The 14,117-nt window shown below is 42.5% G+C and carries 11 protein-coding genes; 9 read left to right on the forward strand and 2 right to left on the reverse strand.

Annotated features, from left to right (window positions below; all coding sequences use genetic code 11):
• Nucleotides 1–480: 480 nt before the first annotated feature.
• The 6 genes from ACKI4H_RS05750 to ACKI4H_RS05775 all read left to right on the forward strand — a co-directional run bounded on the left by ACKI4H_RS05750 (nucleotide 481) and on the right by ACKI4H_RS05775 (nucleotide 4,982).
• Nucleotides 481–1,440, forward strand: coding sequence for a VacJ family lipoprotein (locus ACKI4H_RS05750; protein WP_407304400.1), 960 nt, complete (start codon nucleotides 481–483; stop codon nucleotides 1,438–1,440).
• A gap of 110 nt (nucleotides 1,441–1,550) precedes the next feature.
• On the forward strand, nucleotides 1,551–2,519 hold the full coding sequence (gene gigA / locus ACKI4H_RS05755; RefSeq protein WP_407304402.1) for an RsbU family protein phosphatase GigA: 969 nt from the start codon (nucleotides 1,551–1,553) through the stop codon (nucleotides 2,517–2,519).
• A 113-nt stretch (nucleotides 2,520–2,632) separates the two neighbouring features.
• Entirely contained in the window at nucleotides 2,633–3,151 is a 519-nt protein-coding gene (gene gigB, locus ACKI4H_RS05760; RefSeq protein ID WP_407304403.1) for an anti-anti-sigma factor GigB, read from the forward strand.
• A gap of 21 nt (nucleotides 3,152–3,172) precedes the next feature.
• Entirely contained in the window at nucleotides 3,173–3,997 is an 825-nt protein-coding gene (locus ACKI4H_RS05765; RefSeq protein WP_407304404.1) for a carbon-nitrogen hydrolase family protein, read from the forward strand.
• 117 nt (nucleotides 3,998–4,114) lie between these two features.
• On the forward strand, nucleotides 4,115–4,540 hold the full coding sequence (locus ACKI4H_RS05770) for an organic hydroperoxide resistance protein (RefSeq protein ID WP_284066167.1): 426 nt from the start codon (nucleotides 4,115–4,117) through the stop codon (nucleotides 4,538–4,540).
• 238 nt (nucleotides 4,541–4,778) lie between these two features.
• Nucleotides 4,779–4,982, forward strand: coding sequence for a DUF4951 domain-containing protein (locus tag ACKI4H_RS05775; RefSeq protein WP_407304455.1), 204 nt, complete (start codon nucleotides 4,779–4,781; stop codon nucleotides 4,980–4,982).
• Here ACKI4H_RS05775 and gspE read toward each other — a convergent pair.
• Nucleotides 4,960–6,447, reverse strand: coding sequence for a type II secretion system ATPase GspE (gene gspE, locus ACKI4H_RS05780; RefSeq protein ID WP_407304405.1), 1,488 nt, complete (start codon nucleotides 6,445–6,447; stop codon nucleotides 4,960–4,962). The two genes, ACKI4H_RS05775 and gspE, sit on opposite strands and share 23 nt — an antisense overlap.
• Nucleotides 6,448–6,555: 108 nt before the next feature.
• Between gspE and ACKI4H_RS05785 the strand changes: the two genes are divergently transcribed.
• Together ACKI4H_RS05785 and ACKI4H_RS05790 are read left to right on the forward strand one after the other, a co-directional pair.
• Complete coding sequence (locus tag ACKI4H_RS05785; RefSeq protein ID WP_407304457.1) at nucleotides 6,556–7,368, forward strand: hypothetical protein; 813 nt, start codon at nucleotides 6,556–6,558, stop codon at nucleotides 7,366–7,368.
• 8 nt (nucleotides 7,369–7,376) lie between these two features.
• The gene (locus ACKI4H_RS05790; protein WP_407304406.1) at nucleotides 7,377–8,303 is read left to right on the forward strand and encodes a mechanosensitive ion channel family protein; all 927 of its coding nucleotides are present in this window, start codon (nucleotides 7,377–7,379) and stop codon (nucleotides 8,301–8,303) included.
• Nucleotides 8,304–8,424: 121 nt separating this feature from the next.
• Here the strand turns inward: ACKI4H_RS05790 and ACKI4H_RS05795 are convergent, their stop codons facing one another.
• Entirely contained in the window at nucleotides 8,425–11,118 is a 2,694-nt protein-coding gene (locus ACKI4H_RS05795; protein ID WP_407304407.1) for a DUF2339 domain-containing protein, read from the reverse strand.
• A 163-nt stretch (nucleotides 11,119–11,281) separates the two neighbouring features.
• On the opposite strand from ACKI4H_RS05795, the gene polA reads away from it, so the two are divergent.
• Nucleotides 11,282–14,047 (forward strand): DNA polymerase I, encoded by a 2,766-nt coding sequence (gene polA / locus ACKI4H_RS05800; protein WP_407304409.1) that lies wholly within the window; start codon nucleotides 11,282–11,284, stop codon nucleotides 14,045–14,047.
• The last annotated feature ends 70 nt before the right edge of the window (nucleotides 14,048–14,117 follow it).

Below are 14,117 nucleotides of genomic sequence, written 5' to 3' on the forward strand. Positions count from 1 at the left end.
AATAAACTTCGAGTCATTTCTACCATCAATCAATGAAAATAATTTCGATCGATCAACCGGTAAAAATCCACACAAGTTGTTCTTCATAATCTCTTAATGATCTTCTTGCTGATTCGTCACCAGCAAGCTAGGTCGGCTATATTACTCTCTATCTCTAGAAAGTCAACCAGTAATGCAGACTATTTTTAAACTTCCTCAAGACTTCCAGATTTTACCCTTTAGGCTAAATCCTTGTTTCTCAACAAGTTTTAATCAACATCACCGCCGATGGATGTGCATTCTACAGTATTTCAGGTCAGGCGCAACCCCTTTTTCTATCTTTTTTCACCATCAGGATGTTTTTTATTCATTTTATCGTTTTTCCCTACATATTTTGATCAAATTTGTTTTAATACCCTACTCTCAAAGAACTGTTAATATACTTTATTCAGTATTTTTAGCTTTAAGCACTGGCTTATTTATAAAGCTCTAGGATTTTTTATGCGTCACTTTCATTATGTTTGGGCTAGCCTTTTATCTCTTGGACTTATTGCTCCTGTTTGTGCAAATGATTCGATAGAAAGTCCTGAATCTCCTGCAACTGAAAACAAAAACATAGAAACTTCCACAAAACCAAGCCAAGCTGTCCAGCATCCACGTATTGAAGCGTTAAAAGAATTAAAAAATATTACCGCTAAAGATTTAAAAGTAAATGCCAATGCAACTCAGCCGGAAAGTCAAAAAGATCCTCTGCAGCCCTTGAATAGACAGATTTTTGCTTTCAATGATGTTTTAGATCGCCATGTGGCTCGTCCTTTAGCTCTTCAATATAAGGAAAAAGTACCCACTGATATACGCGGTTCATATCGTCAGTTCCGCAAAAATTTAGGCGAACCCTGGAATATGGTAAATCAACTAATTCAAGGCCGACCTGTTCGTGCTGCAGAATCTTTAGGCCGCTTCACCATTAATACCATCACCACTTTAGGCTTTGCCGACCCTGCCCGACGTATTGGATGGTCTGCTGAAGAAGAAAATTTTGGTACCACATTAGGTTATTACGGTGTTCCTTCGGGCGCTTATTTAGTACTTCCCCTTTTCGGACCAAGTACATTTCGTGATGGATTGGGTACCATAGTAGACAGTCAGGCACGTCCACAAAAATACATTTTAGATGATCAGGATGGTGTTTATTGGGCAGACCAATCTTTACGTGGCATTGATGCCCGCTCACAAATTTTAGATATAGAAAATGTATTACAAGGTGATAAATATGCAGCCATTCGTGATATTTACTTGCAGCGTAAGAATTTTGCTATTGCAGAAAAAAAAGGGCTAGAATCTGAAAGCATGTTCATTGAAGATGAACTCGATAGCACTGAGGACGATGTGCCAGAAAATAATTCAGATAGTACTGCTGATGAAATGCACACTGATGATGCAGACACACCAACCAAATAAGTCTCTGCCCTTTATAAAGAATATGATCCTTAGAGTCTCTTTCTTTGCTGATCATTAGCTTGTTATAGTACAGCTATACATTATTACCTTAAGGATCATACAATTTCTTTATGTATTTCATTCAACCGACTCGCAATATTCCTTATTTAGATCAGGTTCTAAGTACACTTCCGAGTGTGCAAATGATTCACATAGATGATATTGATTTGTATGATCCCACAATTTTAGCGATTGCGGATGTACAAGACTATCTGACGCGTCAGTGGTTATTACCCACGATTGTGCTGGCGTTTGAAAATGAAGGTACAGCTTTAGCCCAAGCCTGGGAACTAGGTGCTTTAGCCGGCTGGATCTGGAATAAATTACCCGGTGATCCCGAAGCGTCATTACTCAAAATTGATGCACAATATAAACGTAATCAGGATAGTCGCGACCTGCCCTCAGCTGCACATTTGCAACAGTGTTTACTTCCCAATCCAATTGAACTGATCAATTATAAAGTTGAAACCTTGTTTCAACCTTCTGCATATTTGTCAGGTGACTGGTACGATTACTGGAAAATCAGCGATAAAGAAATTATGTTTTATCTAGCTGATGTTTCTGGGCATGGCGTTACCAGCAGTTTATTAACGTCCTGGATGGCCGCTTTTCATGGTCGCTCTAAAACACCGCGCGAGTTGATTAAAAAGCTCAACGGAATGTTGGTTCAAGAAAATATCGAAAAACATATTACGATGATTGCTGGGGTCTTAAATTTAGAAACACATCAACTGCGCTGGTCCAGTGCAGGACATTATCCTCCTGCCATTATCTTTGAACCGAATCAACCACCGCAAATTTTAAATACCAGCAGCTTTCCTTTAGGACTCACTGAAGATCTTGAAGTGGAAGAGTTCGAATGTGTGTTAAATCGCCATGCGCGGTTTATTATTTGTTCAGATGGTGCACTCGAGCCTTATAACGGTGGACTCAATGAACAATTCGAAAAATTGGTCTTCGATTTACAGAATCACTCCTTCCAGGCGCCTGAACATGTTGCAGACGACATTGCGATCCTAAGTTTACGCCGAATGAATTAGCTATATAATCAATGCATTAACTTTCAACCAAGGGATATACGACCCTTGGGCACTTGAGTCTATAGTAGCCCTATGTGATAATTTTAGGATCCTTCTCTGCAAATGGCATTTATATGTCAACAGGTCATGTTGAATATGCAAGCTTGAATGGAACGCATATTTTTAAGCTTATTGGCGAAGTGCGTGCCCAATCTTGTATTAGTCTAGACAAACTCCTTAGTAAAATTGAACAGCAATCGAATGTCGTTGGGGCAATTGTAGATTTAACCCAAACCACATTCATTGACAGCACTGTTTTAGGCATACTTGCCAAGCTTGGTTTAAAGCTCAAGCAAATTCACCACATTCAGGCTGTCATGTTATCGACCAATCCAGATATAACCACCTTGGCCAATAGCATGGGCTTGGGTCAAGTTTTTGTGATCTTAAATTACTGTGATGATCCGAAAGTATGCACCCGCGAATTGATGGAAGAACACATTACCAATAATGCCATGTTAACCACTGTTCTAGATGCACATAAAACATTGATGAAGTTGAATGAAAACAACCAAAATATGTTTGAGCCTTTGGTTAAGCAGCTGCAAAAAGAACAAGACACCATAGAACAAGTGTCTCAACAAAACGTATAAAATATTATTTAGAGCCATCACATGACTTTACTCTCTGTTGTACAAATGAATTCCCAAGATGACATTGAAGCCAATTTCATCCTGATCGAGTCCTTGATACAGCAAAGTAAAGCAGATGGCGCAGAACTGATTGTTTTCCCTGAAAACTTTGTCTGTTTTGCAGCTGGAAAACAACGCGAAACCGCTACGCAGTTTGAAGCCATTCAGCAGCGCCTAGAAAAACTTGCGCATCAATATCAAATCTGGATTGTTGCAGGCACTCTTCCATGCCCGTTCCGTCCAGATGGCTCTGTGATTGCCGATGGTCGTGTACGTACCGTAAGTTTATGTATTGGCCCAGAACGTACCGAAGCGCGTTATGACAAAATTCATTTGTTTGATGTACAAGTTGGTGATGCCGTAGGTGGATATCAGGAATCTCAATTTTTTGAACCTGGAACAGATGTTGTGGTTGCAAAAACACCTTTCGGCAATATTGGGCTAATGGTGTGCTATGACTTGCGCTTTCCTGAGCTGGCTTTAACTTTACGCAGCCAAGGTGCCAACATTCTGACTGCTCCGGCAGCTTTTACTTACACTACAGGTCAAATGCATTGGCAATTACTCCTACAAGCACGTGCGATGGATAGCCAATGTGAGGTTTTAGGGGCTGCTCAACAAGGCTGGCATGGTGAAAAACGCCAAACTTGGGGTCATGCCGTTGCAAGCAATAGTCGTGGTCAGATTTTAGATATTATTACTAGCGAAGGTGCGAGCTTAATTACCGTTCCTTTTGACCTTGCCGAGCAAGAAGCTGTTCGTACTTCCATGCCTTTAATGCAGCATCGTAAAATTATCAATTTCTAATTCAATTTAGCTTTATATCGCAATTTTTTCTTCTATAAAAATTACAAAATCACTGCTTATTCTTTTATCAAAATCCCACACGATAAAAGCTCAATTCAATTCACAGGGATCATAACAATGCCTTTAGAAAAAGCAGTCTATACAGCAAAAGCGAAAGCAACCGGTGGACGTGATGGGCGTGCGACCTCATCCGATGGAATTTTGGATGTTCAATTAGCGGTACCTAAAGAAATGGGTGGACCAGGTGGTGGCACCAATCCAGAACAACTGTTTGCAGCCGGTTATTCAGCGTGCTTTTTAGGTGCGATGAAATTTGTTGCCAACCGAGATAAATTGAATATCAGTAAAGAGGCTTATATCGAAGGTGAAGTCGGCATTGGTCCGATCCCGACCGGTTTTGGTATTGAAGTGACCTTGAATATTCACTTAGAAGGTATGGATCAGGCAGAAGCACAAAAACTGGTCGATGCTGCACATATTGTCTGCCCTTATTCCAATGCAACACGTGGCAATATTAATGTAACGTTAAATCCAATTACCTAAGTAGAAGCTAAATCTATCCTAAAATGAATCAGGTCATTTTAGGATAGAGTCTATTCATCACATCTCAAATATCTCATCTACATAAATTATACCTGCTGATCTGATTCATTTAGAAAAGCGAGATAAATCTCAGGTGAATCTCGCCATGTAGGGAATATCTCCAAACCCCATAAAATATATTGAGTTTTATTAAAAGATAATTTGCTGAGAAAAAGTCTTAACAGCATCATTAACAGATATAAAAAGCTCAGATATTTTTACTTTAGAGATGCTACAAACTTGGCAAAAGTTTTATGAAAATGAAACTGAGTACAATCCAGATAATCCAACTGCCCCAGTTCTTGCTCAACTAATAAAAAAATTACCGAATTTTACTAAGTTCAGCAATTTATCAAATCATACAGGGTCAAAGGACTTCGCTAATCTGCTGCTTCATTGGTGACTCGAAGCACTTCTTCCAAGGTGGTTTTTCCTGCGATTACTTTGCGTAAACCATCATCCCGAATAGAACCCGACTGTTTACGCGCATAGGTTTCAATTTCATATTCCGCAGCATTGCCATGCACCAGACGGCGCATTTGATCATCGACAGGGACAATTTCATAAATGGCAGTACGCCCGATAAATCCGGTATGTGAACAGTGTTCACAACCTTTCGGTTGCGGTAATTTCAGTTCAGTGTCGACATCTAAATGGCGGAAAATTTCTGTTTCAAAAGCATCCGCTTCATGCCATGTTGCACAACGTGGACATAAGGTACGAACCAAGCGCTGCGCAATTACACCAATCAAAGAACTGGCAAGTAAAAACGGCTCAATCCCCATGTCTTTTAAACGCGTGACCGCGCCAATTGCCGTATTGGTATGCAGCGTCGAAAGTACCAAGTGCCCTGTTAAAGAGGCTTGTACTGCAATTTCCGCTGTTTCCAAATCGCGGATCTCACCGACCATTACTACATCCGGGTCCTGACGCAGCATGGCTTTTAAAGCCCGGGCAAAGGTCATATCCACTTTAGTGTTGACCTGAGTTTGCCCTATCCCTTCCAACTGATATTCGATCGGATCTTCAGCCGTTAAAATATTTTTTGAGCCGTCATTCAGGTCGGACAAGGCCGCATATAAAGTTGTGGTTTTACCCGAGCCTGTGGGTCCGGTCACCAAAATAATGCCATGTGGACGATGCACCAGATGGGTTAAACGCTCATAATCCGGTTGCATCAAGCCCAAATGCGTCATATTCAAACGCCCAGCTTGCTTGTCCAGTAAACGCATCACCACACGTTCACCATGCGACGAAGGTAAGGTCGAAACACGGACATCGACTTCACGCCCTGCCAGCCTTAAAGACATACGCCCATCTTGTGGAACGCGCTTTTCGGCAATATCCAGTTTGGCCATGACTTTAATACGCGATACCAAAAGTGGTGCCAGTTCACGGCGTGGCTGGACAATTTCTCGAAGTTGCCCATCAACACGTAAACGCACAGATAATTTTTTTTCAAAAGATTCGATATGAATATCGGATGCGCCGACGCGAATGGCTTCTGACAATAATGCATTGATCAGCCGTACAATCGGTGCATCATCTTCCTGATCCATCAGGTCTTCAGCTTCAGGCACCGAATCTGCCAGACTCAGTAAATCGGGATGATCTTCCAGACCTGCAGCCACTTGTTGCGATTCGCCAGTATCTCCGGCAAAGCTTGAACTGAGCAATTGATGAAATTCTTGTTCGCTACATAATTGATGCTGTGCAACATGACCTAAATAGCGACGTGCTTCTTGTATAGCCAGCAATGGCGTATTTTCACGGCGCACAATAAAGGCTTGATCACCCTCGTATCGAAGCAATACGCCATGACGCTTGGCAAAACTATATGGTATTTGTAATTGTTTAAGTATTTGCATCAAAGTTTATAATGATGAATAAATTGATTTGAGTGTACTCTAAGCATCAGACAGCGTGAAGTCTGTTTTTACTGATTAAGCAATAAAGGAAATGTGCCGTTGTCTAAAATCAATGAATTGATCGAACCAGAGCACCCGAATTTAAAATGGTGGGGTGAACACACTTTTGAATTGAATCAGCCCAAAGCATGGCAATTTGGTTCGCTGTTATTTCGTCTGACCCGGGGTATACAAGAATGGCGATTGGAATTTCACCGTCCCCAGGTTCAGTATGACTATGAACAAAAGTGGCATCAGATTGACGATCCAAATTTTGGTTTTCCTCATCCGGTAAAAGTAGAACGCTACATGTTCAAGTCCACGCAAAATAAGTTGCAGCTTATGCCGCGTCTGGCAGACCGTTCGGTGGTAATCAAACCGGTTGATCCAATTTATATTCCTGCGGGACAACGCGGGACGTTGTACATCAGTACCCCGCTATGGATTGCCGGCTTTGTAGAAGGACAAAAGGATCCGCTGTTTGATATTCCTGTGATTTTGCCTAAAGATACCTGGTTTGGACCCAATCATCGTATGGGAGAAATTTGCTATGCCACTGCGGTCGATGGTCGAACTGAATTGCATCAATTAAAACCGCGTGCTTTTCGGGCTGTGACCCCAATTGAATTTCATAACACCAGCCATCAACAGTTACGTTTTGACCGGATGAATGTGCCTGTTTCTGCACTCCCGCTGTTTTATAGTGAAAGTACCGGACGCTTATGGACTTCACAAATTAAAGTTCTGCATGAAAGTTTGGAACGACCGCCGCGAATTCGGATCGAAAACCGGACCCCACCGCATGCAGGCGAAGTGATGTATCTGCATCCGCCACGCGCTCCCGCAAGTGCTTTGTTTAATATGTTTGATTCATTTTTCTAGGGGGCAACATGGCAGATTCAAATATTCCAAAAGAAATTACCCAAAGCGTCAAAGGCATTTTTACCAATATCAATACGGAACGCCTGACTGAAATTATCGTTGCAGTGGTGCTATGTTTTATCGGTTTTTTAATTGCCCGTTTTGTTTCAAATACTTTTATCCGTACCATCGGCTCACGTTTTAATGCGCACCAAAGCCTAGTCTGGCGACGCGGTATTTTCTATTTCATCTTTCTGATTTTCGTGATGGCCAGCCTTAAAGAAGCCGGCTTTAAACTGAGTGTGTTTTTAGGTGCTGCAGGTATTTTAACCGTAGCCTTGGGTTTTGCTTCACAAACTTCTGCCTCCAACTTAATCAGCGGCTTGTTCCTGATTGGTGAGGGTTCTTTTGAAATTGGCGATACCGTGCAAATGACCCTGATTCGTGGTCATACCATCGAAGGTGAAGTAATTTCAATTGACCTACTTTCGGTAAAACTGCTGACTCAGGACAATGTCTATGTACGCGTACCGAATGAACAGCTGATTCGTGCGCCTGTTTATAACCTGTCCAAGTTTCCGATTCGGCGTATTCCAATTACCTTAGCCATCAACTTTCATGAAGACATCATTAAAGTACGTGAAGTGCTACTCGATGTTGCCAACAAATATCCACTGGTTCTAGCCGATCCAAAACCTGCCGTGACCGTCACAGCCTTCCGTGAATCCTCGATTGAGCTCTTATTTGCGATTTGGTGTGACCGTGAAAACTTTTTAAAAGTGCGGGATGAGATGCAGGAACGCATCCGTAATGGTTTCCTGGACAACCAGATTGAAATTCCTGTGCCGAAAATGGGCTTTGTCGATCGTCCTGCGAATGTTCAGCCTTTAACTGAAGAAGATATTGACCCATATGCCAATGCCAAAGAAGTGCAGCGTGAGGCGGGGTTAAAATAGTTTTATTTAAATCCCTACTCACCCTCACCGGATTTGTTTTACCTCAGCTTCAGTTGACCTTCGTTTTAAAAGCAGGGCTATAAAGCTTGCTCAGGGAGAAGGTCGGGATGAGGAATTAGCTTTATTCCCCATCAGGAATCGGAGCAATATAAGCAATCACTAACATTACAAAACCTGCGCCCAAGAATGAAATTACCCGGGTTAAGGTCCCAATATGCGATAAATCAAACAGCACCAACTTCAAGGTGACAATCACCAGAATACTGCCACCCAAAATCCAGACTGAACGCAATTTTTTTCGGTTGGCGAGGCTCATGGCCATAAAGGCCAGACTGACCCACAATAAAGTCAAACTGAGTTGAACGGTTGCATTGCCCCATAAAGCAAGTTGGTTAAACGGCGTACCCAAATACATATGTAATGCACGTAGCACAATATAACTACTGAGCCAAAGCAGACTGAGTACCATCAGCACCGCAACAATGCCTTTATCTAAGCCGGTTTTAAGCTGCAAAGACAACATCCAGATAAAGCCTGCCAGCATGGCAATACTCACCAGATCAAATGGATTGATGATCGGCAGGATATAACTTTGGAAGGCTTGTTGGGTAAACAGTTGCGAGCAGATTATCCAGGTTGCCATCAACAACAAAGTACTGCGCGCTTGCCAGAACATTTTCCAGTCCGGATTATTCACCTGCCAATAACACCAGGCACAGAACAGCAAAGGTAAGATCACGACACTGATATAAGGCATGCTCGGAAGCAAAGTTAGGCTGGTCATGGCAAGACTGGTTAAGGTCCCAAAACTGACCCATTCTTTTTCATTCCGTACACCCAACATAGGACGCAGCCATAAGGCAGTTAACATTAAGCCAGAAAATGCAAAACCGATTCGATCAAAAGCAGATTCCCACACAATAATGCCCTGCTTGCTCTGATCAATCACAATAATCAGGGCAAAAACAAAAACAGGAATTAAACCCAGCCATTTTGGAAATAACCACGACCACGTGGCTTTGCAACGCAACATGGCTTCATTCATCAATAGATAGAATCCACTAACCATCAACAGACTAATCACAAACTGCTGAGAACCCTTAATTTCATCCAACAATAGTACAATGAACATCGTAGTTGCAGAGAGCATCTGCAAACAGTGAAAAGCGATGGTTGAGTTACTCAGCTGACTTCTAAAAGATGCTTGGCTATTGGCGACCAGGACCACAGCAAAATAGCTTAGGCAGAGTCCCCAATACATCTCACGTGGGAATTCATTGAGCTCGACCAGATAATAAAAACTGGATAAGCCAGCCACAATCAGCAAGCCCATGGCCAAATAGCGACTGATCTCAGACTTGCGATACAACGCATAGCTAAAAATGATCAGCCCTTCAACTGCCCAGCCAATCACACTCCATTGTCCAGATAGCAAAATAGGCGGAATTACAGCCAGAAAGATCAGCATTAAACTAAAATAGCTTTGTGAAATCAGTTGCACTGCCTGATTACGTTTAGACAGTTGATACAACCCTGCATACACGACTGCAAAAGCCAGACTGCTACCTGCTTGCCAAAGCATTTCTTCAAAATGCATTAAATAAATAAAAATATAACCAACAATTGGTGCACCAAAAATCAGGGCAATATCTAAAGCAGGTTTCAGTTTAAATTGTGCCAGATCCTCTTTGGCAATCAGCTGGCTAAAGCGGAAACTGAGCCAGACAAATATGGCAGTATGCACAATCACCAATAAAGTTAGAGTATTTCGTTCCTGCTCTTGCCCCTGATAAAAGGCATAACCTCCTCCAACAATTACGGTCATTAAAAAGGCAATTTGATTGAGGGTTTTCCAGGGCCGTAATGTACTTAACACGGCAACAGCAAGATTAATCACCACATAATAAACAGTCAATTCAATGGCGGTCGCATTCCGAACCGGCAAGGTGAACGGTGCAATATAGGCAATGATCATCGCCATCAAGGCGAGTTCAATTGATTGCTGTTTTAAGCTTAGCGCCAGTGTCACGCCCATAATGACAGCAAAGCACAATGCAGCCATGCCTAAAGTCGGAATCAAGGCATTGTAATAGGCAAAGAATAAAGTCAGAAATAATGCAGCCAAGCCCAAGCCTTCCAAGGCCAATGCAAAACTGCGATTTCTGGCCTGTAACCCATAACCAAGGACAGTCACTGCGGCACTCACACCGGCCACAATTGTCAGTTTCAAGGCCAGACTAAACTGCCAATGTTCGGTAGCAAAACGCAGCAACAATACAATGCCCATCACCAGCACTACGATGGCCACTTTTAAAACCGGATTTCCTTGAAAGATCCACTGCTTTAACTGATCAATCAGTTCTAATGAATAAGGTGCAGTTTGAGAATCAGAACGTTGAGCAGGGGGAGTTTCGTTTTCGATATTAGAAGACAGGTTCATAGGCGTGTGCTGTAACCGCGTTTGAATTTGAGTTAATAAACCTTCTAAACGGCGCAACCACCTCAGAAAGAAAAAAATCCACGCTGTGATGCCCAGACCCACGACAAAACTCCATTCCATTGCACCACCGACAAGGGCAACAATGGAGGAAATATATAAAGGAACTTTTGAGGTTTCCTGAACTGAAAGACCTGTTTCTGCAGAAATTTTCACTGCAGATGTCTGGATGGCATCGACATATTGCATCACGCTCATGACAAAGGCCAGACCACATAAATAGGTAAATATGCGTACATCTAAAAACCACGCTCCGACCCCGACGATAATCAATACCATCAGCCAAATCATCCGGATTTCGCTCTGCCCTTTCCCCATCTTTTCATGATCTCAATCCCTAGGGATTTGATCATACAACAGCTCTGACCTTGATTTTTAAGCATTCATCAGATATTCGGTAACACGCGACTTTCATGATGTGACTATGTTCATGTTCAAAATCACGTACAATAAGGCCGATATTTGAATTAGGAATCTTTCAATGCCACCATTTGTTTTGGTCGATGGCTCATATTTTTTATTTCGTGCGTACCATGCACTGCCACCACTAACCACTTCGACTGGTTTACAGACCAACGCAATTCGTGGTGCCATTTCTGCAATTCAAAAGTTGATGCGTCGGATTCAACCGACCCATATGGCTGTGATTTTTGATACGCCTGAGCCAACTTTCCGTCATGCGCTTTCATCGATTTATAAAGGTGACCGTCCAAGTATGCCGGATGAGCTTTCTCAGCAGATTCCCTACCTTCACAACCTGATCCGGGCTTTGGGAATTCCTTTGCACACCCTTCCGGGCGCTGAAGCAGATGACGTGATTGGGACACTGGCTAAACGTGCTGAGAAAGCCGGTTATCAGGTCCTCATTTCCACTGGCGATAAAGACATGGCTCAATTGGTCACTGACAAAGTGACTTTGGAAGACAGCTTTAAAGACAAGCCGATGGATGTGGACGGCGTATTTGAAAAATTCGGGGTGTGGCCGAATCAAATTATCGATTATTTAACCCTGATGGGCGATGCCTCGGATGGCATTCGTGGCGTACCCGGCGTGGGTGCAAAAACTGCCGCTAAACTTTTGAACGAATATGGTTCCATTGGTGGAATTTTAGAAAATGTCGATAAAATCAAAGGTAAAGTCGGCCAAAGTATTAAAGACAATGTCGAAGGCATTACTCTCGATCATCAGTTGGCGAGTATTGTCTGTGATCTTGATATGGGTCTTACTTATGAAGATCTTAAAGTGCTTGACCCAAATGTCGAAGAACTGCGTCGCTTGTATACGGAACTTGAATTCCGCAATCAGTTACAGTCTTTAGACCATCCCAATAATCCGAATAATTCAGCTTATAAACAGGCATCTAAAGGAATTGAAACTTCTGTAGATACTGCAGTGGTAATTAATACCGAAGATGAGGCAGAGCTGACCAGTGTTGATGATCAACTGGGTAAAGCCACTTATCATACTATTTTAACTCAGCCAGACTGGGAGCAACTTTTCCAACGCTTAAGTCGCGAAAAACGCTTTGCTTTTGATACTGAAACCACCAGTCTGGATTATCGTATTGCCAAGATGGTCGGTTTTTCAGTGGCTTTTGATGCCAACGATGCCTACTACATTCCGCTTGCACATGACTATGAAGGTGCACCTGAACAGCTGAATCGTGAAACCATCCTTGCGCAAATCAAACCCATTCTAGAAGATGTTAGCATTGAAAAAATTGGCCATCATCTAAAATATGATGCTCATATCTTGCAAAATCATGGTATTGAATTACAGGGTTGGTATTTCGATACTATGCTTGCTTCCTACGTTTTAAACTCTGTGGCAACACGTCACGGCATGGATGATGTGGCGCGAGTCTATTTAAGCCATTTGACCACTACCTATGAACAGGTTGCCGGTAAAGGGGTTAAACAAAAAACCTTTAATCAAGTCGAGATTGAAACAGCTGCGCACTATGCCGCTGAAGATGCGCATGTGACTTATCGTTTATATGAAGTGCTGTCTAAAAAATTAAAAGCAGTGCCTGAACTTGATAGTATTTTGCATAATATTGAAATGCCGGTGGCCCGTGTTCTGACCATTATGGAAGAAAACGGTATCAAGCTGGATCTAAAATTCCTCGATCAATTGAGTGTAGATTTTTCCAATACTATTCAAAACCTGGAAAGCCAGATTATTGAAATGGCTGGACAAAGCTTTAATGTCAGTTCACCAAAACAGGTCGGTGAAATTTTATTTGATAAACTGGGACTCAAAGGAGGCAAAAAAACCGCGACCGGGCAATACAGTACCAGTGAAAGTATTTTAGAAAAAATTGACCATCCAATAACAGCTTTAATTCTGGAATACCGTGGCCTTTCCAAACTCAAAAGTACCTATACCGATGGTTTGCAAAAACAGGCCAACAATGACAGCGGACGTGTACATACCAGCTATCATCAGGCTCTAACCGCAACCGGGCGTTTGTCTTCAACCGACCCCAACCTGCAAAACATTCCGATTCGTGCCGAAATTGGCCGTCAAATTCGTAAAGCTTTTATTGCACCTGAAGGTCGTGTCTTGCTGGCAGCCGATTATTCACAAATCGAACTGCGTTTAATGGCGCATCTTTCCCAGGATGAAGCCTTGGTGAATGCCTTTAATCATGGCCAAGACGTACATCGCCGTACCGCGGCTGAAGTATTGGGCATTGCGCTGGAAGACGTGACCAATGACCAGCGTCGTCAAGCCAAAGCCGTCAATTTCGGACTTCTATATGGTATGTCGGAATTTGGCCTGATTCGTCAACTGGGCTTTACCCGCCAGGAATCACAAGACTATATCAAACAATATTTCCACCGTTATCCGGGTATTTACGAATACATGCAACGTACACGCCAGATTGCTTTGGAACAGGGTTTTGTCGAAACCATTTTTGGTCGCCGTTTATATACCCCCGATATAGACGCCCGTAATATGATGGTGCGTAAAGGTGCTGAACGTGCAGCCATCAATGCACCTCTTCAAGGCAGTGCAGCCGACATCATTAAAATAGCAATGGTTGAAGTCGATAAAATGTTACCAAAAGATCAGGCTAAAATGCTGTTGCAAGTACACGATGAATTGGTGTTTGAAGTCGATGCTGACATTGCTGATGAACTGGCACTAAAACTGGCTGAAGTGATGCAATCCGTGGTGAAACTTTCTGTTCCATTGATTGTGGAAGTGGGTAAAGGCATGAACTGGGATGAGGCGCATTAATCTTGCATTAACTCTTTCTCACTTTTAAAACTCCTTCTCCCTTTGGGAGAAGGCTGGGATGAGGTTATTC

The sequence above is a fragment of the Acinetobacter sp. genome (assembly GCF_045628685.1).
Classification (GTDB): domain Bacteria; phylum Pseudomonadota; class Gammaproteobacteria; order Pseudomonadales; family Moraxellaceae; genus Acinetobacter.

What these genes read in the sequence shown, in the direction of transcription:
- ACKI4H_RS05750 (WP_407304400.1), top strand. Translation starts at nt 481, where the DNA reads ATGCGTCACTTTCATTATGTTTGGGCTAGCCTTTTATCTCTTGGACTT.
- gigA (WP_407304402.1), top strand. Translation starts at nt 1,551, where the DNA reads ATGTATTTCATTCAACCGACTCGCAATATTCCTTATTTAGATCAGGTT.
- gigB (WP_407304403.1), top strand. Translation starts at nt 2,633, where the DNA reads ATGTCAACAGGTCATGTTGAATATGCAAGCTTGAATGGAACGCATATT.
- ACKI4H_RS05765 (WP_407304404.1), top strand. Translation starts at nt 3,173, where the DNA reads ATGACTTTACTCTCTGTTGTACAAATGAATTCCCAAGATGACATTGAA.
- ACKI4H_RS05770 (WP_284066167.1), top strand. Translation starts at nt 4,115, where the DNA reads ATGCCTTTAGAAAAAGCAGTCTATACAGCAAAAGCGAAAGCAACCGGT.
- gspE (WP_407304405.1), bottom strand. Translation starts at nt 6,447, where the DNA reads ATGCAAATACTTAAACAATTACAAATACCATATAGTTTTGCCAAGCGT.
- ACKI4H_RS05790 (WP_407304406.1), top strand. Translation starts at nt 7,377, where the DNA reads ATGGCAGATTCAAATATTCCAAAAGAAATTACCCAAAGCGTCAAAGGC.
- ACKI4H_RS05795 (WP_407304407.1), bottom strand. Translation starts at nt 11,118, where the DNA reads ATGGGGAAAGGGCAGAGCGAAATCCGGATGATTTGGCTGATGGTATTG.
- polA (WP_407304409.1), top strand. Translation starts at nt 11,282, where the DNA reads ATGCCACCATTTGTTTTGGTCGATGGCTCATATTTTTTATTTCGTGCG.